The sequence below is a fragment of the Rhodococcus sp. 5A-K4 genome, from assembly GCF_046097995.1.
GTDB classification, from domain to species: Bacteria; Actinomycetota; Actinomycetes; order Mycobacteriales; family Mycobacteriaceae; genus Rhodococcus_F; species Rhodococcus_F erythropolis.
The window spans coordinates 157,917-184,075 of sequence record NZ_JBJURM010000010.1 but is presented as its reverse complement, the minus strand read 5'-3'; the positions used below and the strand labels follow the sequence as shown (position 1 = coordinate 184,075).

General features: G+C 62.8%; 27 protein-coding genes and 1 other RNA gene. 21 read left to right on the top strand and 7 right to left on the bottom strand.

The features are described 5' to 3' along the window. Positions 1-48 precede the first annotated feature (48 nt). Together ACKAMS_RS15775 and ACKAMS_RS15770 are read left to right on the top strand one after the other, a co-directional pair. The gene (locus tag ACKAMS_RS15775) at positions 49-1,155 is read left to right on the top strand and encodes a sensor histidine kinase (RefSeq protein ID WP_020969253.1); all 1,107 of its coding nucleotides are present in this window, start codon (positions 49-51) and stop codon (positions 1,153-1,155) included. Next, positions 1,152-1,790: a response regulator transcription factor gene (locus tag ACKAMS_RS15770; protein WP_308372330.1), complete on the top strand. Its 639-nt coding sequence runs from the start codon at positions 1,152-1,154 to the stop codon at positions 1,788-1,790. Before ACKAMS_RS15775 ends, ACKAMS_RS15770 begins: the two co-directional genes overlap by 4 nt. Here the strand turns inward: ACKAMS_RS15770 and ACKAMS_RS15765 are convergent. The 3 genes from ACKAMS_RS15765 to ACKAMS_RS15755 form a co-directional block, all read right to left on the bottom strand. Then, positions 1,784-3,328: a multicopper oxidase domain-containing protein gene (locus ACKAMS_RS15765; protein WP_308372331.1), complete on the bottom strand. Its 1,545-nt coding sequence runs from the start codon at positions 3,326-3,328 to the stop codon at positions 1,784-1,786. The two genes, ACKAMS_RS15770 and ACKAMS_RS15765, sit on opposite strands and share 7 nt — an antisense overlap. Before the next feature lie 137 nt (positions 3,329-3,465). Further along, the gene (gene hisN, locus ACKAMS_RS15760) at positions 3,466-4,248 is read right to left on the bottom strand and encodes a histidinol-phosphatase (protein WP_019747847.1); all 783 of its coding nucleotides are present in this window, start codon (positions 4,246-4,248) and stop codon (positions 3,466-3,468) included. A 19-nt stretch (positions 4,249-4,267) separates the two neighbouring features. Beyond that, positions 4,268-4,762: a carbonic anhydrase gene (locus ACKAMS_RS15755; RefSeq protein WP_019747848.1), complete on the bottom strand. Its 495-nt coding sequence runs from the start codon at positions 4,760-4,762 to the stop codon at positions 4,268-4,270. A 133-nt stretch (positions 4,763-4,895) separates the two neighbouring features. Here ACKAMS_RS15755 and prfB point away from each other — a divergent pair, with 133 nt between their 5' ends. The 7 genes from prfB (at position 4,896) to ACKAMS_RS15720 (ending at position 10,546) form a co-directional block, all read left to right on the top strand. Beyond that, entirely contained in the window at positions 4,896-6,002 is a 1,107-nt protein-coding gene (gene prfB / locus ACKAMS_RS15750) for a peptide chain release factor 2 (protein ID WP_003942364.1), read from the top strand. A 22-nt stretch (positions 6,003-6,024) separates the two neighbouring features. Beyond that, positions 6,025-6,909: a mechanosensitive ion channel family protein gene (locus tag ACKAMS_RS15745; RefSeq protein ID WP_019747849.1), complete on the top strand. Its 885-nt coding sequence runs from the start codon at positions 6,025-6,027 to the stop codon at positions 6,907-6,909. Next, on the top strand, positions 6,906-7,391 hold the full coding sequence (locus tag ACKAMS_RS15740) for a hypothetical protein (protein ID WP_408989224.1): 486 nt from the start codon (positions 6,906-6,908) through the stop codon (positions 7,389-7,391). The genes ACKAMS_RS15745 and ACKAMS_RS15740 overlap by 4 nt, the downstream gene beginning before the upstream one ends. Positions 7,392-7,462: 71 nt before the next feature. Beyond that, the gene (gene ftsE, locus ACKAMS_RS15735) at positions 7,463-8,143 is read left to right on the top strand and encodes a cell division ATP-binding protein FtsE (RefSeq protein WP_020969258.1); all 681 of its coding nucleotides are present in this window, start codon (positions 7,463-7,465) and stop codon (positions 8,141-8,143) included. An 81-nt stretch (positions 8,144-8,224) separates the two neighbouring features. Then, positions 8,225-9,130, top strand: a complete 906-nt coding sequence (gene ftsX, locus ACKAMS_RS15730; protein ID WP_003942367.1) for a permease-like cell division protein FtsX — start codon at positions 8,225-8,227, stop codon at positions 9,128-9,130. A 76-nt stretch (positions 9,131-9,206) separates the two neighbouring features. Further along, positions 9,207-9,680 (top strand): SsrA-binding protein SmpB, encoded by a 474-nt coding sequence (smpB, locus tag ACKAMS_RS15725; protein ID WP_003942330.1) that lies wholly within the window; start codon positions 9,207-9,209, stop codon positions 9,678-9,680. A gap of 8 nt (positions 9,681-9,688) precedes the next feature. Continuing rightward, on the top strand, positions 9,689-10,546 hold the full coding sequence (locus ACKAMS_RS15720) for a DMT family transporter (protein ID WP_075832889.1): 858 nt from the start codon (positions 9,689-9,691) through the stop codon (positions 10,544-10,546). A gap of 36 nt (positions 10,547-10,582) precedes the next feature. Here ACKAMS_RS15720 and ACKAMS_RS15715 read toward each other — a convergent pair whose 3' ends face one another. Continuing rightward, complete coding sequence (locus ACKAMS_RS15715; RefSeq protein ID WP_020969259.1) at positions 10,583-11,167, bottom strand: helix-turn-helix domain-containing protein; 585 nt, start codon at positions 11,165-11,167, stop codon at positions 10,583-10,585. A 65-nt stretch (positions 11,168-11,232) separates the two neighbouring features. Between ACKAMS_RS15715 and ACKAMS_RS15710 the strand changes: the two genes are divergently transcribed. The 3 genes from ACKAMS_RS15710 (at position 11,233) to ssrA (ending at position 14,176) form a co-directional block, all read left to right on the top strand. Then, positions 11,233-12,180, top strand: coding sequence for an NAD(P)/FAD-dependent oxidoreductase (locus ACKAMS_RS15710; RefSeq protein ID WP_037134367.1), 948 nt, complete (start codon positions 11,233-11,235; stop codon positions 12,178-12,180). A 20-nt stretch (positions 12,181-12,200) separates the two neighbouring features. Then, positions 12,201-13,739: an SDR family oxidoreductase gene (locus tag ACKAMS_RS15705; RefSeq protein ID WP_020969261.1), complete on the top strand. Its 1,539-nt coding sequence runs from the start codon at positions 12,201-12,203 to the stop codon at positions 13,737-13,739. Between the two features lie 66 nt (positions 13,740-13,805). Then, positions 13,806-14,176, top strand: a transfer-messenger RNA (tmRNA) gene (gene ssrA / locus ACKAMS_RS15700). A gap of 89 nt (positions 14,177-14,265) precedes the next feature. On the opposite strand, the gene ACKAMS_RS15695 is transcribed toward ssrA, so the two are convergent. The 3 genes from ACKAMS_RS15695 to ACKAMS_RS15685 form a co-directional block, all read right to left on the bottom strand. Then, positions 14,266-15,246 (bottom strand): alkaline phosphatase family protein, encoded by a 981-nt coding sequence (locus ACKAMS_RS15695; protein ID WP_408989223.1) that lies wholly within the window; start codon positions 15,244-15,246, stop codon positions 14,266-14,268. Between the two features lie 101 nt (positions 15,247-15,347). Then, entirely contained in the window at positions 15,348-16,631 is a 1,284-nt protein-coding gene (locus ACKAMS_RS15690) for a DUF222 domain-containing protein (protein WP_408989222.1), read from the bottom strand. A 108-nt stretch (positions 16,632-16,739) separates the two neighbouring features. Next, positions 16,740-17,555, bottom strand: a complete 816-nt coding sequence (locus ACKAMS_RS15685) for a GNAT family N-acetyltransferase (RefSeq protein ID WP_408989221.1) — start codon at positions 17,553-17,555, stop codon at positions 16,740-16,742. Positions 17,556-17,608: 53 nt separating this feature from the next. Between ACKAMS_RS15685 and ACKAMS_RS15680 the strand changes: the two genes are divergently transcribed. The 9 genes from ACKAMS_RS15680 (at position 17,609) to pgm (ending at position 26,128) form a co-directional block, all read left to right on the top strand. After that, positions 17,609-18,241, top strand: coding sequence for an alpha/beta fold hydrolase (locus tag ACKAMS_RS15680; protein WP_308372334.1), 633 nt, complete (start codon positions 17,609-17,611; stop codon positions 18,239-18,241). Further along, the gene (locus ACKAMS_RS15675; protein WP_019747859.1) at positions 18,238-19,518 is read left to right on the top strand and encodes an NAD(P)/FAD-dependent oxidoreductase; all 1,281 of its coding nucleotides are present in this window, start codon (positions 18,238-18,240) and stop codon (positions 19,516-19,518) included. The genes ACKAMS_RS15680 and ACKAMS_RS15675 overlap by 4 nt, the downstream gene beginning before the upstream one ends. Then, entirely contained in the window at positions 19,509-20,252 is a 744-nt protein-coding gene (locus ACKAMS_RS15670; protein WP_269577741.1) for a DUF1365 domain-containing protein, read from the top strand. The genes ACKAMS_RS15675 and ACKAMS_RS15670 overlap by 10 nt, the downstream gene beginning before the upstream one ends. Next, entirely contained in the window at positions 20,249-21,538 is a 1,290-nt protein-coding gene (locus ACKAMS_RS15665) for a class I SAM-dependent methyltransferase (RefSeq protein WP_408989220.1), read from the top strand. The genes ACKAMS_RS15670 and ACKAMS_RS15665 overlap by 4 nt, the downstream gene beginning before the upstream one ends. After that, a complete protein-coding gene (locus tag ACKAMS_RS15660) occupies positions 21,535-22,851 on the top strand; it encodes a cyclopropane-fatty-acyl-phospholipid synthase family protein (RefSeq protein ID WP_051636468.1) in 1,317 nt (438 codons plus the stop codon). The genes ACKAMS_RS15665 and ACKAMS_RS15660 overlap by 4 nt, the downstream gene beginning before the upstream one ends. Further along, positions 22,848-23,651, top strand: a complete 804-nt coding sequence (locus tag ACKAMS_RS15655) for a DUF1295 domain-containing protein (RefSeq protein WP_020969269.1) — start codon at positions 22,848-22,850, stop codon at positions 23,649-23,651. Before ACKAMS_RS15660 ends, ACKAMS_RS15655 begins: the two co-directional genes overlap by 4 nt. Before the next feature lie 23 nt (positions 23,652-23,674). Next, positions 23,675-24,052 (top strand): CrcB family protein, encoded by a 378-nt coding sequence (locus ACKAMS_RS15650; RefSeq protein WP_019747864.1) that lies wholly within the window; start codon positions 23,675-23,677, stop codon positions 24,050-24,052. After that, positions 24,049-24,393: a fluoride efflux transporter CrcB gene (gene crcB, locus ACKAMS_RS15645; RefSeq protein WP_019747865.1), complete on the top strand. Its 345-nt coding sequence runs from the start codon at positions 24,049-24,051 to the stop codon at positions 24,391-24,393. Before ACKAMS_RS15650 ends, crcB begins: the two co-directional genes overlap by 4 nt. Before the next feature lie 97 nt (positions 24,394-24,490). Continuing rightward, positions 24,491-26,128 (top strand): phosphoglucomutase (alpha-D-glucose-1,6-bisphosphate-dependent), encoded by a 1,638-nt coding sequence (gene pgm, locus ACKAMS_RS15640; protein WP_021334357.1) that lies wholly within the window; start codon positions 24,491-24,493, stop codon positions 26,126-26,128. Positions 26,129-26,159: the final 31 nt, after the last annotated feature.

Genomic DNA, 26,159 nt, shown 5'->3' with positions numbered 1-26,159 from the left:
GCTCGAGGGGTGAGCCGGACAGAGGTGCCAGATCGGATACAGCGATATATGCGCTACGCGCCGTTGGTGGTGGTCCCGTGCCTGTTGATCGCCAGCACGTATCCGGGGGAGTATCGAGTTCCCGTCACCTACTGGATGCTGTCGATGCTGTCGGCGCTCGCCTTCGTCGCCGGCCGTCGATGGCCGGTCTTCGCGTCCCTGGCCATCTCGGCGCTCGCCGTTCCGATGTTCGTCGCCGACGCCTGGGGGCTGTCCGAACTTGTTCCGTATCTCGGGGCTGTCGCCGTCGTCGACGTCACGATGCGGGCCGAGCGCAGAGAAATGGTTGCCGTATCGGCAGCAGGATGGTGCGGTTCGGTGCTCGCGGGGATCTGGTTCGAATCTCACGAAGCATTCTTCTCGGTCACCACGGCTGTGAAAGTGCTTGCGTACGTGGGGTTGCCACTGCTGCTCGGACTGTATCTGCGCTCGCAGCGTGAATTGGCCGCGAACAATCTTGCGCAGACCCGCGCTGCGGAGCGCAGTGCGCTCGCCCGCGAACTGCACGACCTGGTTGCACACCACATGGCATCGATCGTCCTGAGAATCGGCGTGGCTCAACATGTCTTGGCGCCCCAGGACGAGGCCGTGCGTGAGGTCCTCGCGGATGTGCGTGCGACGGCGTCGGATGCGTTGGCCGATATCCGTCGGCTTCTGGTCGCACTTCGTGATCCTTCGCTCGGTGAGGTCGCTCTGGTCGAGCCGGATGCCGTCGACGCGGAAATCGGTGCGGCGATAGATCGTGTGCGTGCGGCAGGTTTCGAGGTGCAGTCGGTTTTCGATACCCAGGAGAATGTCGAGTCAGGCGCAGCCGATCTCGACGCGATCGGGAGGCTGACGTTGTTGCGGGTGATTCAAGAATCACTGACCAACGTCATGAAGCATGGCGACAAGAAGGGGCTGGTATCGGTCTCGGTCGGTCGCGACGACAACCGGGTGCATGTCAGGGTTGTCAACGACGTCGAGGGATCGCCCCGGAATGCAGGTCATGGCCTGGTGGGTATGCAGGAGCGCGCGGAGTTGGTCGGCGGCGAGATGACCGCCGGCACGAACAGTGACGGGAAATGGGAAGTGCACGTGAGTATTCCACTGGTTGTCTCGGGCGGTGTCTCGTGATCAGCGTGCTGATCGTCGACGACCAGCGACTGGTGCGCGCCGGTTTGCGGATGCTGTGCGCGGCAGCCGAGGACATGACCGTGGCCGGTGAGGCGTCGAACGGCGTCGAGGCGGTGGCACTCGCTGCCGAATTGGATCCCGACGTGATTCTGATGGACTTGAGAATGCCCGGGCTGGACGGGATCGGTGCCACGCAGCAGATCGTCAAGGCCGGTCGTCGAGCGCGCATTCTCGTGCTGACCACCTTCGACGACGACGATCATCTGTATCCCGCACTCGCCGCGGGGGCTTCGGGGTTCTTCGTCAAGGACACCGAACCCGCCGAGCTGCTCGGCGCCATTCGGCGGATCGCCGAGGGCGAGATGGTGTTCACTCCGGAACTTCTCCGCCGCGTTGTGGATCGAGCGGTGATCGGTGGTATCGCAGACACTGCGGTGACAGAGAGCGTTCCGCTGACCGATCGCGAATCGCAGGTCCTCGCACTGGTGGCAGAAGGGAAGAGCAATCAGGAGATCGCAGACTCACTGCATCTGGGTGTGACCACGGTGAAGACGCACGTGGCGAACCTGATGTCGAAGACCGGTTGCGACAATCGGGTTCGCCTCGCTGTGTACCACTTGCAGAACTTTCAGTGACCGGAGTGCGAACCAGGCATCGGCATGTCCATCGGCATGTCCATCGGCATGTCCATCTGCATCGGAGCCGCCTTCTGTCCCGGCTCGAGGACGAGGAATTGGCCCATCATCCCTTGGTCCTCGTGCATCAGCAGGTGGCAGTGGAACATGTACGGGAACGTGGGATCGGTGTACTCGGACCACTGCAGTGCGACGCGAACCCTGCTGCCCGGCGGTGTGTAGACGGTGTCCTTGAGTCCGCGCAAGTGTGGCGGGGGAGTGCGACCGTCGACGTCGAGGATCTGGAACTGTACGTCGTGGACATGGAAATTGTGTGGCCAGTTGTCCTTGTTGGTGATCGTCCACACCTCGATCGCGCCGACCTCGGCCTCGAAGTCGATGCGGTTCATGTCCATTCGTTGCCCGTTGATCATGTACCACTGCAGATCGAAGGTTCGGGAAACGCTTGCCTTCGACTGATCGAGACGCGGCAGTACGGCCAACTGCGCCGGGAGAGTCGACCGTGACGCGCGGCTGGCAACCCCCCGCAGCTCGATGATGTCGAAGCGGTCGTTCATGCCGAAGTTCTCGGCGTCGGAGGAACTCACGCCACCGCCGTCCTCGATCGGGAACGACACCAGTGTGGTCGTCGCACCGGGGTCGACGCGAACCACGATCTCGGCTCGTTCACCGGGGCTGAGCTGAATCCGCTTGATCGCAATCGGTGATTCGAGCAGTCCGCCGTCGGTGGCAATCAGATCGAACGTGCGGTCGTCGGGGAACCCCAGGTTGTAGAGACGGCCGGAAGAGCCGTTCAGGATGCGCAACCGGACGACTCCGGCGGTGACGTCGAGGTAGGCGTCGGAGATGCCGTTGGTGACGATCGTGTCGCCGAGCAGGCCGATGTCGGTCGGATCTGATTCGTCGAAGCTGCCGTCGGCGAGGAATCGACGATCCTGGATTATCAGCGGAACATCGTCGACACCATAGGTTTTGGGGATGTCCAACGCCCGGGTGTCGGCATCGTCGATCAGGAACAGTCCGGCGAGACCGCGCTGCACGTGCCGTTCGGTGGATCCGTGCGGGTGTGGGTGATACCAGAGCGTCGACGCCGGCTGACCGATCGTCCACGCCGGTTCCCAGCGTCCGCCGGCTTCGATGGTCTGGTGCGGGCCACCGTCGTATCTGGCGGGCAGATGCATGCCGTGCCAATGGACGGTCGTGGGCTCTGCCAGTGTGTTGTCGATCGTGAATGCGACAGATTCTCCGCGCTCGGCGCGGACGGTGGGCCCCAGAATGGATCCGTTGAAACCCCAAGTGTCGGTGAGTTTTCCCGCGACGATCTCGGTGGTTCCGGCACCGGCACGGAGTGTGAAGTGGCGAACACCTGCGTCGTCGACGGTGGATTCGGCAAGCGGCGGAATCGGTAGCGGACGCGAAGTTCCGGCCTCCGCCAACGTGGCGCTCTTCGCTGCCGGGTCGGCGCCGCAGCCCACCGCGAGCCCGAGGGGCGCTGCGGCCAGACCGAACAGAATCGTGCGCCTGGAAATCCGGTTCATCGTTCTCCTGGAGGTAGTGCGTGATCAACTACTTCCAGTCAACGGGCCGAGATGTCGTGCCGAATCCTGCCGACGGGCCTGTCGGAACTCCTCCCTCGGACCCTTGCGGCAGGTGGGATGTTCTGGTATCCGGGTGGTTACCGCAGGCGGGCCAGAACGTCTTCGTGCAGCAGTCCGTTGGTGGCGACCGCGCTGCCGCCGTGCGGACCTGCGCCGCCGTCCAGATCGGTGAACGCGCCGCCGGCCTCACGGACCAATACGTCCAGCGCTGCCAGATCCCACAGGGAAACCTCGGGTTCGGCAGCAATGTCGACGGCGCCTTCGGCCACGAGGCAGTAAGAGAAGAAGTCCCCGTAACCGCGCACGCGCCATACGTGGTCGGTGAGTTCGACGAACTGATCGCGAATTCCGCGGTCCTTCCACCCCGAGAGGCTCGAGAAGCTCAGGCTCGCTGACTCGCTGCGATCGACGGCGGATACCTGGATCGCCCGCGCATCACTGTCCCCGAAGGACGTATGTGCGCCCAAACCTGTTGCAGCCCACCATCGCCGATTCAGGGCGGGTGCGCTCACGACGCCGATGACGGGGACGCCGTCCTCGAGCAAGCTGATCAGCGTGGCCCACACCGGTACGTTGCGGACGAAGTTCTTGGTCCCGTCGATGGGGTCGACCACCCACTGCCTGCCCTCGAAGACTGCGTCGCCGCCGAATTCTTCGCCCAGTACGGAATCCTCCGGTCGGTGCTCACCGAGTGTCGCGCGCACTGCACGCTCGACAGCGAGGTCAGCGTCGGAGACAGGGGTGAGGTCCGGCTTGTCGTCGACTCGAAGATCGAGCGCACCGAAGCGGGCGCGAGTGATCGCGTCAGCCTCGTCGGCGATACGGAGGGCGAGTGCGAGGTCGGATGCGCGATCGGTCACGGGTACACAACCTACCGGCTCAAACGGGGAGGACTTCGTTCAGCTTTCCGGTGGCGACGTCGAAGACGAATCCGCGTAGGGAGGTCGTCGCGGTGACGAACGGACTGTTCTCGATGCGCTTCAACGACTGACGGACGTCCTCGTCGATGTCGGGGAACGATTCGGCAGCCCAGTTGGGTTTGATGCCGATCTCGTCCTGGATGGATCGCTTGAAGTCGTCGTCGGTGAACGTCAGCATTCCGCAGTCGGTGTGGTGGATGAGGATGATCTCGGTAGTTCCCAGCAGACGCTGGCTGATGGCGAGGGATCGGATCTCGTCGTCGGTGACGACTCCACCCGCATTGCGGATGACGTGCGATTCACCTTCCTGGATCCCCAGCACCCGATAGACGTCGATGCGGGCGTCCATGCAGGCGAGAACGGCAACGTGCTTGCTGGGTGGGAGGGGGAGCGGACCGGTGAACTGCTCGGCGTAGGCGGCGTTGTTCTGCAGGTATTCGTCGGTGACAGTCATCACTCCAGTAGGTTCCCTCGGACCCTGGTTGGCAAGGCTTCCAGTCGCGGTGATCCCAATAGGTGACGCACGGGGGAGCGGACAGGGTGACGCACAGCAGAGCCCAGGTCGGCACCCGGTAGCCTTGAGAACCGTGCATCCCGACGTAATTGCAGACCTGAACGCCCTCGACACCACCCTTCGCACCTGCGAATCGGTTGTGGACGTCGAGGAGCTGCGCCGACGCATCGACGAGCTCGAGCACCAGGCGGCCGACCCCGGTCTGTGGAACGACCAGGAACACGCCCAGCAGGTCACCAGCCAGCTATCCCACGCCCAGGCGGAGCTTCGCCGCATCGTCGCACTGCGCGAGCGGCTCGACGAGATGCCGATCCTCTACGAACTGGCAGAAGACGAAGGCCCCGACGCGGTGGCCGATGCCGACGCCGAGCGGGCGAGCCTGCGTGACGACATCGCGGCGATGGAAGTCAAGACCATGCTGTCGGGCGAGTACGACGAGCGCGACGCACTCATCAACATCCGCTCCGGCGCCGGCGGAATCGACGCCGCAGACTGGGCCGAGATGCTCATGCGTATGTACATCCGCTGGGCGGAGAAGCACGACTACGGCGTCGAGGTCTACGACACGTCGTACGCCGAAGAAGCCGGACTCAAGAGCGCGACGTTCGCGATCAAGGGTCCGTACACCTACGGAACGCTGTCCGTCGAGATGGGCACCCACCGGCTCGTCCGAATCAGCCCGTTCGACAACCAGGGGCGTCGCCAGACGTCGTTCGCCGAGGTCGAGGTCCTGCCGGTCGTCGAGACGACCGACCACATCGAGATCAACGAGAACGACATCCGCGTCGACGTCTACCGCTCGTCCGGTCCGGGTGGCCAGTCCGTGAACACCACTGACTCCGCCGTTCGACTCACACACATCCCGACGGGAATCGTCGTCACCTGTCAGAACGAGAAGTCGCAGCTCCAGAACAAGGTGTCGGCGATGCGCGTCCTGCAGGCCAAGCTGCTCGCGGTCAAGCGTCAGGAAGAGCGCGCCGAGATGGATGCGCTCAAGGGCGACAGCGGCAGCTCGTGGGGCAACCAGATGCGTTCCTACGTTCTGCATCCGTACCAGATGGTCAAGGACCTGCGTACCGAGTACGAGGTCAACAACCCGTCGGCAGTGCTCGACGGCGACATCGACGGGTTCCTCGAGGCCGGCATCCGCTGGCGCATGAGCGAGAACCAGTCCGCATAGCGTTCGGATACCGAAAGGCACGATGACTTTACTTCGACCTGGGCAGAACCTGCTCGATTGGCTTCAAACCACCGGTTTGTCCGTCCTCATGACCGTGCTCGGCGCGATGATTCTCGCCCGGTTGGTCAGTTGGGGCGGCAACAAGGTCACCGACCAGATCGACTCCAACTATCAGTTGGGCGATGCGCTGGTTCGCTCCGAGGCGACCAAGCATCGCCACTCGGTCGCGCAGGTCATCACCTGGGTGGTCATCACGTTCATCTACGTGATCGCGACGCTGAAGGTTCTCGATCAACTGAACTTGCCGATCGGCAGTCTCGTGGCGCCGGCAACTGTTCTCGGTGCGGCGCTCGGTTTCGGTGCACAGCGCGTCGTGCAGGACATTCTTGCCGGTTTCTTCATCATCACCGAACGCCAGTACGGCTTCGGTGACACCGTGCGACTTGCGATCACCGGCTCCTCCGACGACGCCGAAGGTGTCATCGAGGACGTGACCCTGCGCGTGACGCGGATGAGAAACTCCGACGGCGAGGTCATCACCGTTCCCAACGGCCAGATCGTGAAAGCGACCAACCTGTCCAAGGACTGGGCACGCGCCGTCATCGACGTTCCGGTTCCGGCGACTGCCGACCTCACCCGGGTCAACGAGGTACTTCGTCAGGTCGGAGTCGACGCGATGGCTGACCGTGGACTCAAGAAACTGCTGCTCGACGAGCCCACTGTCATGGGCGTCGAAAGCCTCGAGGTCGATCAGGTCAACGTGCGGATGGTTGCGCGCACGCTGCCTGGCAAACAATTCCAGGTCGGGCGAGCACTTCGTGTCCGCGTCGCCGCAGCACTGCGACGTCAGGGGATCACGGTGTCACCGGATCTGCACACCGCACGGACCGAGGAGGCGAGCGAATGACCGATCAGGAACCGCGCCGCGGACTCGACCGCCTGATTCACCTGGACTGGCTTCCGTCACGGCTCTTCGGTGGCCGGATGCGCACCTCGACGTTCATTCTCGTGGTCGCCTGGATCCTCACGTATCTGCTGCACACGTACCTCAATCCGGAAGAAACGGCAGAAAACCCGCCGCCGAGCGTCGACACGTCGCAGACCGAGCCGTACGTCGCGCCTTCGGTCAAACAACCGTCGACGACGACCCCCGTGCCGTCCTCGACCGAGCAGACGACCACCTCCGACGCTCCGTCCTCGGAATCGAGTACGGGCAGCTCCGGTTCTCCGACGCCGACTTCTGGTCCAGCGCCTGCTCCGGGAAACGCCGAACAGTCTGCGACCACGGTGCCGACGACTCCTGCGACGACGACCGTCCCGCAACCTGGCGCGGCAATGCAGGCACCGACGTCGGTGCCACAGTCACCTGCGACCACCGGTACCGGATAAGGACGAGGGTGCTCGCGCGTGGCGCCAAGGTCACCGTTAGATAACGGCTAGACTGGCTAGTTGTGATCAGCATGAAGAATGTGTCGAAGTCCTACAAGGCCTCCACCAGGCCGGCGCTCGACAAAGTCAGCGTGGAGGTGGAGAAGGGGGAGTTCGTCTTCCTCATCGGCCCCTCCGGCTCTGGCAAGTCGACGTTCATGCGGTTGCTGCTCAAGATGGAGTCGCCCACGTCCGGTGACATCGAGGTCGCGGATTTCCACGTCAACAAGTTGGCGGCCCGCCGCGTGCCGAAGCTTCGCCAGAGCATGGGTTGTGTTTTCCAGGACTTCCGCCTGCTTCAGCAGAAGACGGTGTCCGAGAACGTCGCCTTTGCGTTGGAAGTCATCGGCAAACCCCGCAACGTCATCGCGCGCACTGTGCCCGAGGTTCTCGACATGGTCGGTCTGGCCGGCAAAGCCGATCGACTGCCCACCGAACTCTCCGGCGGTGAGCAGCAGCGCGTCGCCATCGCCCGCGCATTCGTGAACCGCCCGCTCGTGCTGCTCGCCGACGAGCCCACCGGCAACCTGGACCCCGAAACGAGCCAGGACATCATGCTGCTGCTCGAGCGGATCAACCGCACAGGCACCACCGTCGTGATGGCGACCCACGATCACCACATCGTCGACTCCATGCGTCGACGCGTCATCGAACTCGATCTCGGCAAGGTGACCAGAGACGAAGCGCGGGGTGTGTACGGCGTCGGCAGGTAGCGCCGACTACGACCACACGTCCCGTACGCCCACCGGTTGTCGTGAAACAACCGGCCTCTCGAAAAGGAATCGGATTCCCCGATGCGCGCCAGCTTTATTTTCAGCGAAGTCCTGACCGGCCTACGCCGCAACATCACGATGACCATCGCCATGATCTTGACGACGGCAATCTCCCTCGGTCTCTTCGGCGGTGGTCTGCTGGTCGTGCAGATGGCAGGCAAGACCCAGCAGATCTTCCTCGAACGCGTCGAGGTGCAGATCTTCCTGACCGACGACATCTCTTCGGCTGATCCCGGTTGCGAGCAGGAGATCTGCAGTTCGTTGCGCAAGGAACTCGAGCAGACTCCGTCCGTCGTCGCGGTTCAGTACCTCAACCGCGAAGACGCCGTGAAGGACGCCACCGAGCGCGTGTTCAAGGACCAGCCCGAGCTGGCAGCGCTGGTGAGCCCGGACAGCTTCCCGGCGTCGTTCAAGGTCAAGCTCAGTGACCCGGAGCGGTTCGGCGTCATCAACGACACCTTCGGTTCGAGGCCCGGCGTCGAGAGTGTGCTCAATCAGCGCGAGTTGGTGGACCGACTGTTCAGCGTGCTCGGTGGAGTGCGCAACGCAGCGTTCGCGATCGCGATCGTCCAGGCGATCGCGGCCATCCTGCTGATCGCCAACATGGTCCAGATCGCCGCGTTCACGCGTCGTACCGAGGTCAACATCATGCGGTTGGTCGGCGCGACGCGGTGGTACACCCAGCTTCCGTTCCTTCTCGAAGCCGTCGTGGCGGCTTTGATCGGTGCGGTGCTCGCCATTGCCGGACTGTTCACGGCGAAGAACGTCTTCATCGACGGGGTCCTGTCCGATGTCTACGAAGCCAATATCGTGGCGCGGATCTCCAACAGTGACGTGCTGTTCGTCTCGCCGATCCTCGTGCTTGCCGGCGTCGGAATGGCCGCGGTGACGGCGTACGTGACACTGCGTCTGTACGTCCGCGAATAATCGGTTTGCACGAGCTTCTATGCTGGAACAGCAAGAACCATTCGACAGCAAGACAGCGGACTGAGAGGCCCGGACAGTGAAGGAAAAGGGCCGCAAGGTCATTGCGACCAATCGCAAAGCACGCCACAACTACACGATCATCGACACCTACGAGGCCGGTATCGCGCTCGTCGGGACCGAGGTCAAGAGTCTGCGTGAAGGCAAGGCGTCGCTCGTCGATGCGTTCGCCACCGTGGACAACGGCGAAGTGTGGTTGCGCTCGTTGCACATTCCGGAGTACACGCAAGGCACGTGGAACAACCACTCTCCGCGCCGCACCCGAAAGCTCCTGCTGCACAAGCGTGAGATCGAGCACCTCGTCGGCAAGACCCGCGAGGGAAACCAGACACTGGTTCCGCTCTCGATGTACTTCAACGACGGCAAGGTCAAGGTCGAACTCGCGCTGGCAAAGGGTAAGCAGGACTACGACAAGCGCCAGGACATGGCCAAGCGGACCGCCGAGCGCGAGGTGACCCGCGAGCTCGGTCGTCGTATCAAGGGCATGCGCTGACCTCCATCCTGCTTGCCCTCGTGGCGGCAGTTGCCTACGGAGTCAGCGACTTCGTCGGGGGAGTTGCATCACGACGAGTTGCCGCACTGCGCGTGGTGATCGTCTCGTATCCGCTCTCGCTCGTCATCGTTCTGATCGCAGCACCTTTCGTATCCGGGACGCTGACGCTGAACGGTTTGATCTGGGGCGCGATCGCGGGCGTCACGAGTGGTCTGGCGGTGTGGTGGTTCTATCTCGCGCTGGCAACTGGCCCAATGTCGGTGGTCTCGCCGCTGACAGCTGTTCTGGTGGCGGGTATTCCGGTCCTCGTCGGATTCGCTTTCGGTGAGCGGCCGGGGTTGATCGCGTACCTGGGTATTGCCGTCGCGCTGGTCGCCGTCGTCCTGGTCAGCCGCGAGTCGCCTGACGACACCGCGGGTGAGGTTGCCGGCGGAATCACTCTCCGCTTCACCAGGCAAGTGGCGCTTCTGACCGTCGGAAGCGGCGGCGCATTTGCTCTCTCGTTCATCGCACTTCACCAGATCGGCGAGGGCAGCGGACTGTGGGCGTTGGCCGTATCTCGCGGCGCCGCGACCGTCGTGGTGTGGTTGGTCGCGCTGGCGGCCGGTCACTTCGTTCTCCCACGAGGCGAGCCACTCAAACTCGCGGTGTACGTCAGCGTCCTCGACGTCGTCGCGAACGGGACGATGATCTACGCCTTCCAAGGCGGAATGCTCTCACTGGTCAGCGTGATCGGTTCGCTGTATCCGGCTGCGACGGTTCTCCTCGCCATGGTGATGCTGGGCGAGCGAGTAAGCCGCGTGCAACAAGCAGGAATGCTGTTGGCGCTGGCGGCAGTCGGCATGATTGCCGTCGCGGGTGCCTAGATTTTTTCGAGTTCCAGCGTTTTCAGTCCTAGTGTTTCAGCTGCGTCTGTCGGCCGGCGCTGCGCGTAGGTGAACACGCTCGCCCTGTTTCCCGAAGAGACTGATCGCCTCCGCTGGCCGGCCGTCGGCAGCGCTGATGCGGTGCGGAATGTGGGTGTCGAACTCGGCGGCCTCACCTGCCCCCATGATGAAATCCCGGTCGCCGAGTTGGAGTCGGATGCGCCCGGACAGAACGTAGACCCACTCGTAGCCCTCGTGGGATCCCGGTTCGCGATCGTCGTCGGTGGGCGAGATGATCATCTTGTAGGCCTGGAGGTTGCCGGGCTGACTGGTCAGCGGAATGACCGTCATGCATCCGACCGTTCGCGGTTCTTCTCGAACGCGGGGGTCCTTGATCTTGCTGTTCACCAGGTCGTCCAACGGGACGCCGTGTGCCTTGGCGATCGGCAGCAGCAACTCCAAGTTGGCTCGGCGAGTACCGGATTCGAGTCTCGAGAGTGTGCTGACGCTGATGTCGGTGGTCTCCGACAGGTCGGCCAGGGTCATGTCGGACTGCTGGCGCAACGCACGTAGGCGAGGGCCGATGCCGGCTAGAACGGCTTCGAACGATGTTTCGGTCATGCATCCATTTTGCCAAAGTGGCAACCGTGTTTGTCAAGAACGCGATCTCTTGTCATTCTGGATTCATGACGCAGAACTCATTCGACGTAGCAGTAATCGGAGCCGGCGCGGCGGGGCTGAACGCCGCACTCATCCTTGGTCAGGCACGCAGGTCCGTGATCGTCTTCGACAACGGATCACCACGGAACGCGGCCGCCGATCACATGAACGGATTCCTCTCCCGCGACGGCATGAACCCCGCCGAACTGTTGACCATCGGCCGAGGTGAGGTCCGCAAATTCGGCGGCGAGTTCCATGACGGCACCGTTGTCTCCGTGACACGGGACGGCGAGAAATTCTCGGTAGAACTGGCTGACGGCAGCAAGATTCAGGTGCGCAAAGTCCTCGTTGCAACGGGTCTGACGGACCGCCTGCCGGACGAACTCGAAGTCTTCGGCGAGCGTTGGGGCCGCGACGTGTTGCACTGCCCGTACTGCCACGGGTACAGCGTGCGCGATCAGCCGCTTGGCGTGATCGCCAAGAGCGCGGAATTTGCGATGCACCAGGCCCTCATGGTTCGCCAGTGGTCCGACGACGTAGTTCTCTTCCTCCATCGAATCACCGAACTGAGTTGCGAAGATCGGGAAAAGCTTGCAGCTCGCGATATTTCGATCGTCGAGGGTGAGATCGCTGGTCCCGTCGTCGAGGATGATCGGTTGGTGGGCGTGCGGTTGGCCGACGGCACTGTGGTCGCGCGTTCGGCGGTCTTTGTCGGTGGCGCCCTCACGATGGACCCCAACGATGCGATCTTGCGCGCATTCGGCGCGCAGCGCGCTGAGACGATGATGGGCGATTTCGTCACAGTCGACATGATGGGGGCGACGAGCGTGCCCGGCGTGTTCGCTGCGGGCAACGTCGTCGACCCGGGTGCCCAGGTCATCATGGCCGCAGCCGCCGGGGCGAAGGCTGGAGCGGGGATCAACATGATGTTGACCAACGACGATCTCGAGGTTGCACTGGCGCTTCGCAGTTGAATTGTGCGTAGCGTGGGGTGATGGACGCAGTGAGAGTGTTGATCACGGGTGCGACCGGATACATCGGCGGACGTCTTGCCCCTCGTCTGGTCGAAGAGGGCCATCGCGTTCGAGTGGTGGTGCGCAGCCCGGAGAAACTGCGAGATGTTCCCTGGCATGATTCCGTGGAGATCAAGCGTGGGGATCTGACCGACAGTGCCTCCCTCTCAGGTGTTTTCGACGATATCGACGTGGTCTACTACCTCGTTCACGCCATGGGCGGTGGAGGGTCGTTCTCGGATATCGACAAGCGAAGCGCGGAGAACGTCGCCGCCGCTGCCCGCGATGCGGGGGTGCGCCGGATCGTGTACCTGGGCGGGCTTCATCCGTCCGACCGAGAGTTGTCGACTCACTTGCAGTCTCGGCTCGAAGTCGGTCGGATCCTCCTCGACTCCGAGGTTCCGACAGTTGTATTTCAAGCTGGGGTGGTGATCGGATCGGGTTCGGCGTCCTTCGAAATGGTGCGCCACTTGACCAATCGACTTCCGGTGATGACCACACCCAAGTGGGTGCACAACAACATTCAGCCGATCGCGGTGCGTGACGTACTTCACTATTTGATCGCAGCCGCGGCGACAACGCCGGAGGTCAACCGCGCCTTCGACATCGGTGGGCCAGATGTCATGCAGTACGGCGAGATGATGAACACCTACGCCGACGTCGCAGGATTGGTACGCCGACGCATCCTCGTCTTGCCCGTCCTCACCCCGCGTCTGGCAGGTCACTGGGTGGGATTGGTCACGCCGATCCCGCGGGGCTTGGCGATGCCACTGATCGAATCACTGCAGAACGACGCGGTGATGCACAACCACGACATCGACGACTTCATCCCGCCTCCGGCCGGTGGCCTCACACCGTACCGGGAAGCTGTGCGTTTGGCGCTTCGCAAGATCGAGACCGGTGAGGTGGAGACGGCGTGGTCCGGTGCGACGATCGCGGGAGCGCCGTCCGATCCTCTTCCGTCCGACCCGGACTGGGCAGGGGAGGCAGTTTACGTAGACCACCGCGAACGTGACTGTGCTGCGGATCCGAAAACCCTCTGGTCGGTCGTCGAGTCGATCGGCGGCGAGAATGGTTGGTATTCATTCCCTTTGGCGTGGGCCATCCGGGGGTGGATGGACCGCGCGGTCGGCGGGGTCGGACTGCGCCGGGGTAGGCGGGATCCACGTCGGCTCAACACCGGTGAAGCCCTGGACTTCTGGCGGGTCGAAGAAATCGATCGAGGCAAGTTGCTCCGATTGCGCGCCGAGATGAAGGTCCCGGGCGGAGCATGGTTGGAGTTGCGAGTGTCGGAAGGTCCGGCGGGTGCGGATGGACGGCCGGTGGGTTCGCATCTCGATCAGCGTGCGGTCTTCTTCCCTCGCGGGCTCGCCGGCCGGGCGTACTGGTACTCGATCCTGCCTTTCCACGGAGTTGTCTTCCAGGGGATGATCACCAACATCACCGGTGCTGCAGAGCGTGAGACCGCAGCTATCAGGGAATCAGCTGCGGCGAAGGACACGGAAAGTGCCGCCGATTAATTGGTATGACTTCCGAACTTCGGCGCGTTATAGTGAATAGCCCCACGAAAGACGCGGGGCACACACGGGGCTGAACGGTTTCGACTGCGTGTGTTGAGTTAGGGGAAGCGTGTCGGTGCAGGCAAGAGACCACCGTAAGCGTCGCTGCAAACCTATAAGCGCCGATTCCAATCAGCGCGACTACGCTCTCGCTGCCTAAGTAGCGAAGCGTGTCTGTCAGCCCGGGGTTGCCCTCGACCCGGTTCCTGGCATCAGCTAGAGGGCTTTACTGTTCGGCTCGGTCACGGAGTCGAATGGGACATCAAACAGTGACTGGGATCGTCATCCTGGCTTGTTCGCGAGACTGGGAGATCCAAGTAGAGACTTAGCGAACTGCACACGGAGAAGCCCTAGCGATTCAACGTAGGACCCGGGTTCAATTCCCGGCAGCTCCACAACAGGTCGGGCCGGACAGCACACGCTCTCCGGCCCGACCTTTTTGCTGTCTTGCTGCGGCACTCTGCTGAGCGCCCGGGTCTTCTTGCGATCAGGAGCCGAAGAATCCCAGGTCGACCGAGCCGACGAAGCCGGGAGCTTCCTTGGCCAGCGGCTTACCGTCCAGATCGGCAGGCAATGCAACGCCCAGGCTTTGGAGGATGGTCGGCGTGATGTCGGCGATCGTGTACGCGTCGGTGGTCTTGCCGGCCGCGTATCCCGCACCGCGTGCAACGACGAATGTCGTTGCTTCCGCCGGCGTCTGGCCGCCGTGCCCTCCGGCAGGCTTGTGGCCGTGATCCGAAGTGACCAGAACCGTCCACTTCTCACCGGTCTTCGCTGCGCGTTGATCAACGGCATCGACAATCTTGCCCACCTGAGCGTCGACCGAGGCAATGGACTCTTCGTACGCAGCGCCGTTGGTCCCGCCGCTGTGCCCCGCGCCGTCCACCTGATCGAGTTGGGTGAAGATCAGGTCAGGTCCCTTGTCGGTGATGTCGCGGGCGACGGCGTCAGCGGTCGCAGCATCGGTGGCCGCTCCGGAACCTGCATCGGCAGTGGTGACGACAACGTCGGCTTTCGGCGTGCCGCTGGATGCGATGTTGTCGATGCCGCCCCAGGTGGAGATCGACTCGGTGAGCAGAGAGGGCTGTGCTGTTTCCAACCGTGTGAACACGCTCGGGTAGAGGTCGAAGCGGGCGCCTGCGTACGTGTTGTCCTTGACACCGTGCTTGGTGTCCCAGACTCCGGTCAGGATGGTCGACCACGACGGTCCGGAGATGGTGGTGTGGCCGAGGATGGAAGATTCTCCGCTGGTTCCTTCGGCGATCAGCTTCTGGAGACGGGGAGCGTCGGCGGTCTTGATGTGGCTGAGCATGGTGCCGTCGAGGCCGATGACAACTGTCTTCTCGGCGGCCGACGGATTGAGGTCGGACGATCCGGGAATTGCTGCAGCAGTTGCAGTTCCGGCAGCAACAGCGCCGGCGAGGAGGAGTGTGATAGCGGCTGAGGTGCGTGCGATTTTCTTGGTCACGCTAAAGATATTGCGATAGGACTAGACCAATTGCACTACCTGAATGCGAGGGTTGTCCGATTGTTCACGACGGATTCAGATTGGACTAGACCAATGTTTGCTCACGCGGCCCAGCCGTCAAGGATGACGCTGACCGCGTGATCGAGGTGGAGGGGCTCTCCGCTCCACGCCGGTACGATCGCGTCGTCGGGTACGTCTCCGCGCAATAGGTCATCGGCGAACCCCTCTGTTGGCGGTGCTGGGGCGATGACGTCTCCATTGGCGTAGTGGAACTCGAACTTCTGCTCGCCGAGTGCAGAGATCGTGAACTTGCCGTCGTGCAGCGCGCGGTGGCAGGTACCGCAAAGCATGATCAAATTGTCCAAGTCCGTATTGCCGCCGCGTCCCCAGAATTTCACGTGATGTGCGTGCAGGAAGCGGGTCCGTCCGCATCCTGGTGTGCGGCAGCATCCGTCGCGGTAGTTCAATGCCAACATTTGTTTAGCGCTGACGACGCGAGTCCGCCGACCTAGATTCAGAACGCATCCTTCCTTGGTCGTTCCCAGGCGAAGCTTGGCGTAGCAGAGCACTTCCTCAGCGGCATTTTGAGGCAATGCGGGTCCGCTCGGCACTCGGACGGTGTTCGCTTCGTGGAAGAACACAACTTCGTTCGCGGCGGCCTTGGGTGTGCGGTCCGTGACTGCGGCGGTGGCGAGCTCTGCCATCGCGACGAGACCTGGCCCGATATTTCCGACCGGGTTCTTTGCGGCCTTCTCGTCGACGGGGCGGATGGCGGCGATTCGGGTGCGTTCACGTTCCGCCACACCTAACGCTGCGAGGATTCGGGCGCCGTCCTGCGCAGGCAGGCGTCCTTTGATGACGAATTCGCCCGAATCCGGGTCCCAATGCCAGCGGACCTGAAGACGTTCGGGCGCTTTGGTTTTGCCGGATTCGTTGTCGGTTGCTTTACGCAGACCTGCGGCGAGACGATCGATCTGGGCTGCGGGCGCCTCACATCCGAACCGAACCATCTGCTTTTCGTTGGAGGGCGTGGTGACCCGGGTGAGGGCGCGAACCTTCGAGTAGGACAGGCGGCCTTGCTCGAAGGCCTTCCGCATCTCGGGCAAAGGTCGGAGCGCTTTGGCGACGCGAACGTATTCACGGCCGGTGTGCAGGCTCATTCCGCACTTCCACGACAACCAGTGGGCGCACGAGTGAAGTCCCGGACCGGTCCATCCGCGGTCTTCGTCGAATTTCGACAGGAGGGTAAGGAATCGAGCCGTGGCCGCGGCGATCTGGCCGGCGAGGGCGCAGATTTCCGAGCCGAGCTGATCCACGTCGTCTCGGTTGGAACCCTGCGTATCTTCATCGATCAATGCTGCGTTCTCGGTTAATGCTGCGTTCATGGTTGCCCCCCGGCTCGCGTCCGACATCATTTCGAATGTATGTTCGATGATAGATGTGGGTGCCGACACCTTCACGGATACGGGGTGAAAGCGTCCCCGCGGGGACGTCTAACTGCCTCCGATCGAGTACTCGGTGTAGGTGCCGACATCGTCGAAGCCGAGGTTTCGATAGAGCTGTGCGCCGTCGCTGGACGCCTGAAGAACTGCTGTTCGGGCACCTCGCTCGCGGGCGATGTCGAGTGCGGCAAGGGTGACCGCCGAGCCGAATCCGCGTCGGCGAGCCGTTTCGAGTGTGACGACGCCATACAGTCCGGCGACGCCGGCGGCAAAGTGGACCTCGGCTCCGGCGACAGGCTGGGAGTTCGCGTACCCCACGACAAACGAACTCCGCGAACGCTCATCGAGGGCGGCATCAGCGGTGTCTTCGAAGAATCCAATTACTGCGGCTGAGGGCGGCGACCAGTTGGCGGCCATCACGGCGGCATAGTCGGCGAGCTGGGTACGAGTAGTCACCCGATGAACGGAGAGTTCTGGGACAGGCGTCGGATGAGGGACGACGTCAAGGTCCGCCGTCATCGCTCGTTCTTCCTCGGAGCGCACGCAGCCGAGGGCGGACAGGCGAGCCCCGAGGTCAGAGGGATTATCGCGGGGTCCGGTCCACCAGGAGAACGGACGTCCGGTTGCTCGAATCGAGGCGAGGATGTCGATCAGTCGCCGATCTTCGGGCCCGTCGGCAGGTACGGCGAAGCGAGCACCAGCGATGATGTTGAAAGTGTCGTCGGCGAGGCCGCTGTCTGCGACGACAACATCCGCAGTGACCGTGACCGATGCAGTCGGCAAGTGTTCATGCAGGTGGCAGGCATGGGAAACCAAGTTGGCGTCCATGGCGTCGAGGACGTCACCGACGAGTGCTTCACGATTCACAAAAGAAATTCTACGAACCCCATCCAAATGGTTTTCGGCTCCGAATGCCATGCATGACGCCCAACCGACGGCAACAGCAGGACGGTGACCAGCACCTGGTGGTGCTCGTGCTGCCTGGAGGAAAGGTCTCGAGCCATCGCCCGGCTCGCGCCTGGCATCTGTCCAACCTTCGGATGCGCCCGTTCACCGCTCAGCTTCGCCGCTCCGGTGTGAGAGCGGTGCAGGCTCGCTATCGGGTGCGTGGTTGGAACGGTGCCGAGCGCAGTCCGGTCGCCGACGCTCGAGCCGCACTCGACGCGATAACGAAACGTAATGCACAAGCTCGGGTGATTTTGCTGGGCCACTCGATGGGCGGACGGGTCGCCGCCGAACTGTGTGGCGATCCGGCGGTGGTCGGTGTGGTTGCGCTGGCGCCGTGGTGGCCCGATGGAACGTCGGTGAATCTGCGTTCGGACACACCACTGGTTGTGCTCCACGGCACGGCCGACTCGTGGACCGACTCGGCAGCGTCTCGTCGGAAAGTTGACGAACTGCAGAAGTCGGGTAAGAGCGCTGAATGGATCGGCATCGACGGCGCAGGCCACTTCATGCTCCGTCGGGCGGCGACCTGGCATCGCCTCGTCGCGGATGCAATCGCAGGAATGAGTCGCGGGGTAGCCGCAACAAAGATGGGAGAACGACGATGAGTTCCGACAAGCGCAAGGTGGCCGTCGTCGGTAGTGGTGTCGCAGGTCTGACAGCGGCGTGGGTGCTCAGTAAGGACAGTGACGTCACCCTCTACGAAGCGGATTCACGGCTCGGCGGGCACGCGGACACCCATTCGGTCACCGACCCGGAAGGGCGAAGCCTCGCCATCGACACGGGGTTCATCGTCCACAACGATCGCACCTATCCGACATTGTTGCGATTGTTCGCAGAACTCGATGTGCCTACGCAGGAATCCGACATGAGTATGTCGGTCAGGTGTGGGGGTTGCGGTCTCGAGTACTCGGGAGGCCAAGGGTTGCGCGGCGTTCTCCCGACGCCGGGGCTCCTTGTCAACGGCAGCTTTCTGTCGATGTTGATGGAGGTCAAGCGCTTCCATCGCCGTGCCCGCGCTCTGCTCGACAACACGGATCCGTCGGCACCCGACCAGACACTGGGAGTGTTTCTGCGCAGCGGCCGGTTCTCCGACTACTTCACCGCTCACTTCATGACTCCGCTCGTGTCGGCAGTCTGGTCGTGTGATCCCGGCTCGGCGCTGAAGTATCCCGCGCGGTACCTGTTCTCGTTCCTCGATCACCACGGAATGCTGAGCGTCACTGGATCGCCGACCTGGCGAACAGTCACCGGTGGATCGGGCGAATACGTTCGTCTCGTCGCCAAAAGTATCGGGGATATCCGCCTGAACACGCCAGTTCGCGCCGTCCACCGGTTTGACGATCGCGTCGACATTCGTGACGGCGACGACCAGATCCAGACCTTCGACGCAGTTGTGGTCGCAACGCATCCGCAGCAAGCACTGAAGATTTTGGCGGATCCGACGCCTGCCGAATCCCAGGTCCTCGGCGCAATGCCGTACTCCGTCAACCACACCCAACTTCACACGGACGAAAATGTGCTGCCCGGCAACACCAATGCGCGCGCGTCGTGGAACTACTACATCCCTGAATGCAACGCGAAGCCGGATCACGTTCTGGTCAGCTACGACATGACGAGGTTGCAGCGGCTGCCGGAGACCGGTCGGCGCTACCTGGTGACGTTGGGGGGAGACGAAATGGTGTCCCCGGACTCGGTGATCGATCAGATGACCTACGAGCATCCGCAGTACACACCCACCTCCGTCGCCGCTCAAGCGCGGCTTCCCGAGTTGGACTCGGACGTGCTCGCGTTTGCCGGTGCGTACCACGGATGGGGTTTCCACGAGGACGGTGCACTGTCTGGCCTGCGCGCCGCCGAACGCGTCGGAGGTCGGTGGCCGTGACTACTCCCATCACGCCGTCCATCGTTCATACGAGCATCCGGCACGTACGAACGGAGCCGTTGCACAACGAGTTCGAGTACCGAAGCTACAGCTGGCTCGTCGACGTCGACGATCTGCCCGAGCTCCCGAAGCCTTTGCGACCCTTGGCGAAGTTCGACGCCGGAGATCACCTCGGTGACCCCACCCGATCGATTCGTGCCAACGTCGAGACTTTTCTGGCAGCAAACGGATTGGAGTTCGCCGGCGGCCGCATCCTCATGCTTGCGAACGCACGTGTTCTCGGGCATGTGTTCAACCCACTGAGTGTGTTCTGGTGTCTGAACGACGACGGCAGTCAGCGGTGCGTCGTTGCCGAGGTTCACAACACCTACGGCGAGCGGCATTGCTACCTGCTCGAAACCGACGAACGCGGCGGGGCTCGCACGTCCAAAGAGTTCTATGTGTCTCCATTCAACGATCTGGACGGCGAGTACCGGATGCGATTACCGCTACCCGACACCGCGCTCGCGCTCTCGATAGTTCTGGCCCGTGACGGCAAGGCGCCATTCGTAGCCACGGTGTCCGGTCGTTGTGTGCCGGCGACGACGCGCGAGATCGTCCGCAGTGCGCTCTCCATCCCGCTGGCTCCGCTGCGAGTCGCCGCGCAGATCAGATTTCAAGGAATCCGGCTGTGGGCCAGGCGCTTACCCATCGTTCCCCGACCGCAACATCACCCGCAGGAGGCAGTGCAATGACCACGACCACTCTCGGCACCGAACCTTCCGCTCACACGATCGAATCCGAGCGGTGGCCGGGCGTTGCCACGGTGCCCAGCGGTTTCAAAGTGAGGGTTGCGTCGCCGGTTGCCCGCGCTCTGTTCCACAAGGCGGTCGCGCGCTTGCCGCTGCGCGTTCAGATGCCCGACGGTGAGTTCTCCGGTGGAGGTAGTCCGGATTCGCCGTTGATGGTCATCCACCGTCCAGACGACTTCGCTGCTCGTGTGGGCGACAGTGGGTTGATCGGATTCGGCGAGTCGTACATGGCGGGCGATTGGGAAGCCTCCGACCTCACCGCGGTCCTGGAAGTCTTCGCCTCCCGGGTGGCGACGCTGATTCCCGACTTCCTGCAGCGGCTACGAGGCCTCTACATTCCGAAGCAGCCTCGCAGTGAGCGGAATTCGACGCAGAACACGCGCTCGAACATCTCCCGGCACTACGACCTCTCGAACGAGATGTTCGAACTGTTCCTCGACGACACCATGACGTATTCCAGTGCTCTCTTCGAGGATCTGTCGGTGGGAGCTACCCCGTCGTGGGACGAGTTCGCAGCGGCTCAGCATCGGAAGATCGATCGCCTGCTGGACGGTGCGGGTGTCGGTCCCGGTTCGCGAGTGCTCGAAATCGGCACAGGCTGGGGAGAATTGGCGATCCGAGCAGCCGAGCGCGGAGCAACGGTGCGCTCAGTGACCCTGTCGGTCGAACAGCAGGAATTGGCGGCGAAGCGGATAAGCGCTGCGGGACTGGCAGATCGCGTTCAGGTCGACCTTCTCGACTATCGGCAAGTACAGGGGGAGTACGACGCCGTCGTGTCGGTCGAGATGATCGAGGCTGTCGGCCACCAGTACTGGGGAAGCTACTTCCAGACGATCGACGCCCTGCTGGCGCCGGGTGGGCGCGCGGCGATCCAAGCCATTACGATGCCGCACGATCGGATGCTCGCGACCCGCAACACCTACACCTGGGTGCACAAGTACATCTTCCCCGGCGGATTTCTCCCGTCGGTGCGGGCGATAGAGGACGTCACCGAACGCATGACAACCCTTCGGGTGCGTGAGCGGATGTCGATGGGCGATCACTACGCGCAGACGTTGCGGCTGTGGGACGAGCGTTTCAGTGCTCGCACCGACGAAGCGTCCGCGCTTGGGTTCGACGCAGTGTTCGCGCGCATGTGGCATTTCTATCTCTGCTACTCCGAGGCAGGGTTTCGCTCGGGATATCTCGACGTCCAGCAAATTGTTCTCGATCGGAGGAATCAGCGATGACCGCCACGATGGATCGAACGGCACAAGGTACCGGCGTTGCGGGCCGTCTCTCGGACATCCTCAGTCCACTTGTCGGCGGCGAACTTCCGGTGAGATTGACTGCCTGGGACGGCAGCACAGCAGGTCCGGAAGATGCTCCGAAAGTGACGCTCTACAGCCCGAATGTGCTGCGACGCTTGCTCTGGAATCCCGGCGAGTTGGGAGCGGCGCAGGCATATGTTCTCGGTGAACTCGACGTCGAAGGCGATCTCGGTGATGCGCTCACACACGTGTGGAAGGTCTCTGCCGAGCGGGGGCTCGGGTCGATTACCCCGACCCCGTCTCTCGTCCTGGCCGCGGTCAAGGCTGCGCGATCCTTCGGTATTTTCGGGAGACCTTTGGCTCCACCGTCGTCGCAGGCTCAGGTGAAGGGCCGCTTGCACAGTCTCGCCCGCGACCGCGAGGCGATCGGGCACCACTACGATTTGTCGAACGATTTCTACCAACTGATCCTCGATGAGAACATGGCGTACTCCTCGGGCTATTGGACTTCCGACGCGCCGGAGTACACGCTCGAAGACTCACAGACAGACAAGCTGGATCTGGTGTGCCGCAAGGTCGGTCTCGATCGGGCGCGAGGCCTACGGTTCCTCGATGTCGGCTGTGGTTGGGGCTCGCTGAGCCTGCATGCAGCGCGTGAGTACGGCGCTCGGGTGGTCGGCATCACGATCTCGGCGGAGCAGAAGGCTTTTGTCGACGCGAAGATCCGCGAACTCGGTTTGGAAGACTGGGTCGAGATCCGGCTCCAAGATTATCGTGAGATTCCGGACGGGCCCTTCGATGCGGTCGCGTCGATCGAGATGGGTGAGCATGTCGGTGAGGACAACTATCCGACATACGTGAAAGCGCTCCACGACAACGTTATTGCCGGTGGCCGTGTGCTGATTCAGCAGATGTCACGCACCGGTGCGCACCCCGGGGGAGGTCCGTTCATCGAGTCGTTCATCGCGCCGGACATGTACATGCGGCCGGTCGGTCGCACTGTTGCGATGATCGAGGAAGGTGGACTCGAAGTCCGGGACGTGCACGCCCTGCGTGAGCACTACGTGCGGACCGTCGACGCGTGGATCGAGACCTTCGAATCGAACTGGGATCGCGTCGTGGATCTCGTGGGTGTCGAAGTCGCTCGGGTGTGGCGTCTCTACCTCGTCGGCGGAGGAATGGCATTTCGGGACGGCAGGATGGGCGTCGATCAGATTCTGTCGGTCCGGCCGCACGGTGATGGTCGATCGGATATGGAATCGGTCCGGCCGCAGTGGGTGTCGCGGCGATGAACGGATTCGACTGGGGCGCATTCGGAGTGGTCACGCTCACGAGCCTGTTGGCGATCGCCGTCGGAATGGCAGTGACAGCCACCATCGGTGTACGGATCGGGCGGCACAATGTTGTCGACGTGTCGTGGGGCGCCGGCTTCGTTCTGATCGCGCTCGTGTCCGCGGTAGTGGGAACCGGCGACCTCTGGCGCCGGTTGTTGATGCTTGCACTGGTGGCGATCTGGGGTCTGCGGTTGGCGACGCACATGGCGATCAGATCCCGCGGCAAGGGTGAAGATCCGCGGTACGAAGAAATGCTCGGACGAGCGACGGGTAATCGAACGCTGTATGCGATCCGCAAGATTTATCTCACGCAGGGGATTTCGTTGTGGTTCGTCTCCCTGCCTATCCAGGTCGCAGCAGTATCGAACGGCAGCTTCGGGCTTCTTGTTGTGCTCGGTATCGCGCTGTGGATTGTCGGCGTCACGTTCGAGACGGTCGGCGACCGGCAGATGGAGGAATTCAAATCCGATCCGGGTAGCCGTGGCCACATCATGGATCAAGGTTTGTGGGCGTGGACGCGGCATCCCAACTATTTCGGCGACGCATGCGTCTGGTGGGGGATCTTCCTCGTCTCGGCGTCCGTGTGGCCGGGAGTGTTGACTGTCCTCTCGCCGATCGCCATGACGTACTTCCTGGTCTTCGCCACCGGTGCGCGGTTGCTCGAGCGACATATGGAACAGCGTCCGGGTTATCGCGAGTATCAGCAGCGGACAAGTTACTTCATTCCGCGCCCGCCGAAAGCCCGATCCGGGACGTAGGCTCTTTCGGGTGAGGCGAGAGCATGGGTGATCTGAAGCTGCCGGGTGCGGTGGGAGCGGTTGCCGTCGGCGGAGCATTGGGGGCACTGAGTCGATACGGGCTGGGGGAGCTCTTTCCCCACATCTGGACGACGCTGGTCATCAACGTCGTCGGCTCGTTCGTTCTCGGTGTTCTCGCGGCCCTCCTCGTCCACAACAAGGTTGGGTACCTCTTTCTCGGCACCGGGTTCTGTGGCGGCTTCACCACTTTCTCGTCCTTCGCGGTTCACGCCGTGACGGAGAGTCCGTGGCGATCGATTCTCTATGTACTCGGGACACTGATTCCCGCGATCCTCGCCGCAGCACTGGGCAAAGGGCTCGGTGAACGCTGGATCCGCGCGCGGGACGGAGCGTCGGCATGACAGTTCTCCTGGTGGCACTCGGCGGCGGCGCTGGTGCGAGTGGCCGGTACCTGTTGGCGCGGTATGTACCCGCGTACAAGGGATTCCCGGCTGCGACGTTCGCCGCGAACGTGATCGGCTGCTTCCTCCTTGGATTGTTCACCGGGGCAGCTCTTTCCACCGAGATGGCCGCACTTCTGGCGACCGGATTCTGCGGTGGCTTGTCCACCTACTCGACCTTTGCGAACGAGAATGTCGGGATGGTCGAGAGGCGCCAGACGGCCCTCTCGCTGATCTACATCGTCGTCAGTTTGATCGTCGGACTGTCCGCTGCGTGGTTGGGAATCCAGATTACGGATTGACCGATCCGGCGTCGAGCGTGCACGCCACGCGGCCAGGGTAGACAATTGTCCACAGTCGCGTCGACACAGTGGTCGACCACCGGGCCGAGGGGGATTCGTGGCGCACGAACGAGCAGGACAAGTGGCTCTGCCAGAGGATCTGATCGACGTTCCTCATCTGGTCACCGCGTATTACACGCGCACCCCGGATCCCGAGAACCCGATGCAACAGGTACTTTTCGGCACTTCAGGACATCGCGGTTCCAGTCTCGACGCGGCGTTCAACGAAGCTCACATCCTGGCGACAACCCAGGCGATCGTCGAGTACCGCGCCTCGCAGGGCATCGACGGACCACTGTTCATCGGCCGCGATACACATGCGCTCTCGGAACCTGCCTGGCTGTCGGCGCTGGAGGTCCTGGTCGCCAACGACGTCGTCGTCCTCGTCGATTCACGCGATGCCTACACGCCCACGCCGGCTGTCAGCCACGCGATCTTGCGATACAACTCGACCGGACCGGAGGCAAAGGCCGACGGCATCGTCGTGACTCCTTCACACAATCCGCCACGTGACGGCGGCTTCAAATACAACCCGCCACACGGCGGACCCGCGGATACGGATGCGACGTCGGTTATCGCCGATCGAGCGAACGAGCTACTGCGCAAGGGGCTTTCCGGGGTACGGCGTGTCACGGCGGCGCAGGCGCTGGACCGCGTCGAACGCTACGACTTCCTCCGGTACTACGTCGAAGACCTCCCCTCTGTCCTCAACCTCGATGCAATCCGCGATGCCGGAATCAGGATCGGTGCAGATCCCCTCGGCGGGGCAAGCGTCGACTACTGGGGCGCGATTGCCGAAACTCACCGACTCGACCTCGAAGTGGTGAATCCTCTCGTCGATCCGACCTGGCGATTCATGACGCTCGACACTGACGGCAAGATCCGCATGGACTGCTCGTCGCCCGACGCGATGGCGTCGCTGATCGGAATTCGGGATCGCTACGACATCGCGACCGGAAACGATGCAGACTCCGACCGCCATGGCATCGTCACACCCGACGGCGGGTTGATGAACCCGAATCACTATCTCGCCGTTGCCATCGAGTATCTCTTCGCGAACCGGCCAGGGTGGCGCGCAGACACCAAGGTGGGCAAGACACTCGTGAGTTCCTCGATGATCGACCGCGTGGTCAGCAGTGTGGGCCGCGAATTGCTCGAGGTTCCAGTCGGTTTCAAGTGGTTCGTTCCCGGTCTGCTCGACGGGTCGGTGGGATTCGGCGGCGAGGAAAGCGCCGGTGCATCCTTCCTCCGCCACGACGGTTCCGTCTGGACGACGGACAAGGACGGCATCATCCTTGCGTTGCTCGCGTCGGAAATCACCGCGGTGACGGGAAAGTCTCCGTCGGCGCATTACGACGCGTTGGCCGAGAAGTTCGGGAGCCCGGCGTACGCACGGATCGATGCACCCGCGACACGCGCACAGAAGGCAGTCTTGGCAAAACTGTCTCCCGATCAGGTGAGTGCGACCGAACTGGCGGGTGAACCGATCACGGCGACACTGACCGCGGCGCCCGGAAACGGCGCGGCGATCGGTGGTCTCAAGGTGACGACAGAGAACGCGTGGTTTGCAGCGAGGCCGTCCGGCACGGAGGACGTGTACAAGATTTATGCCGAGTCGATGAAGGGCGCCGATCATCTGGCTCAGGTTCAGGCAGCGGCCAAGGACTTGGTGTCCGGCGTCTTGAAGGCGAACTAGCTCGCGGACCGCTCGTGTCGCCCGGCTAGAA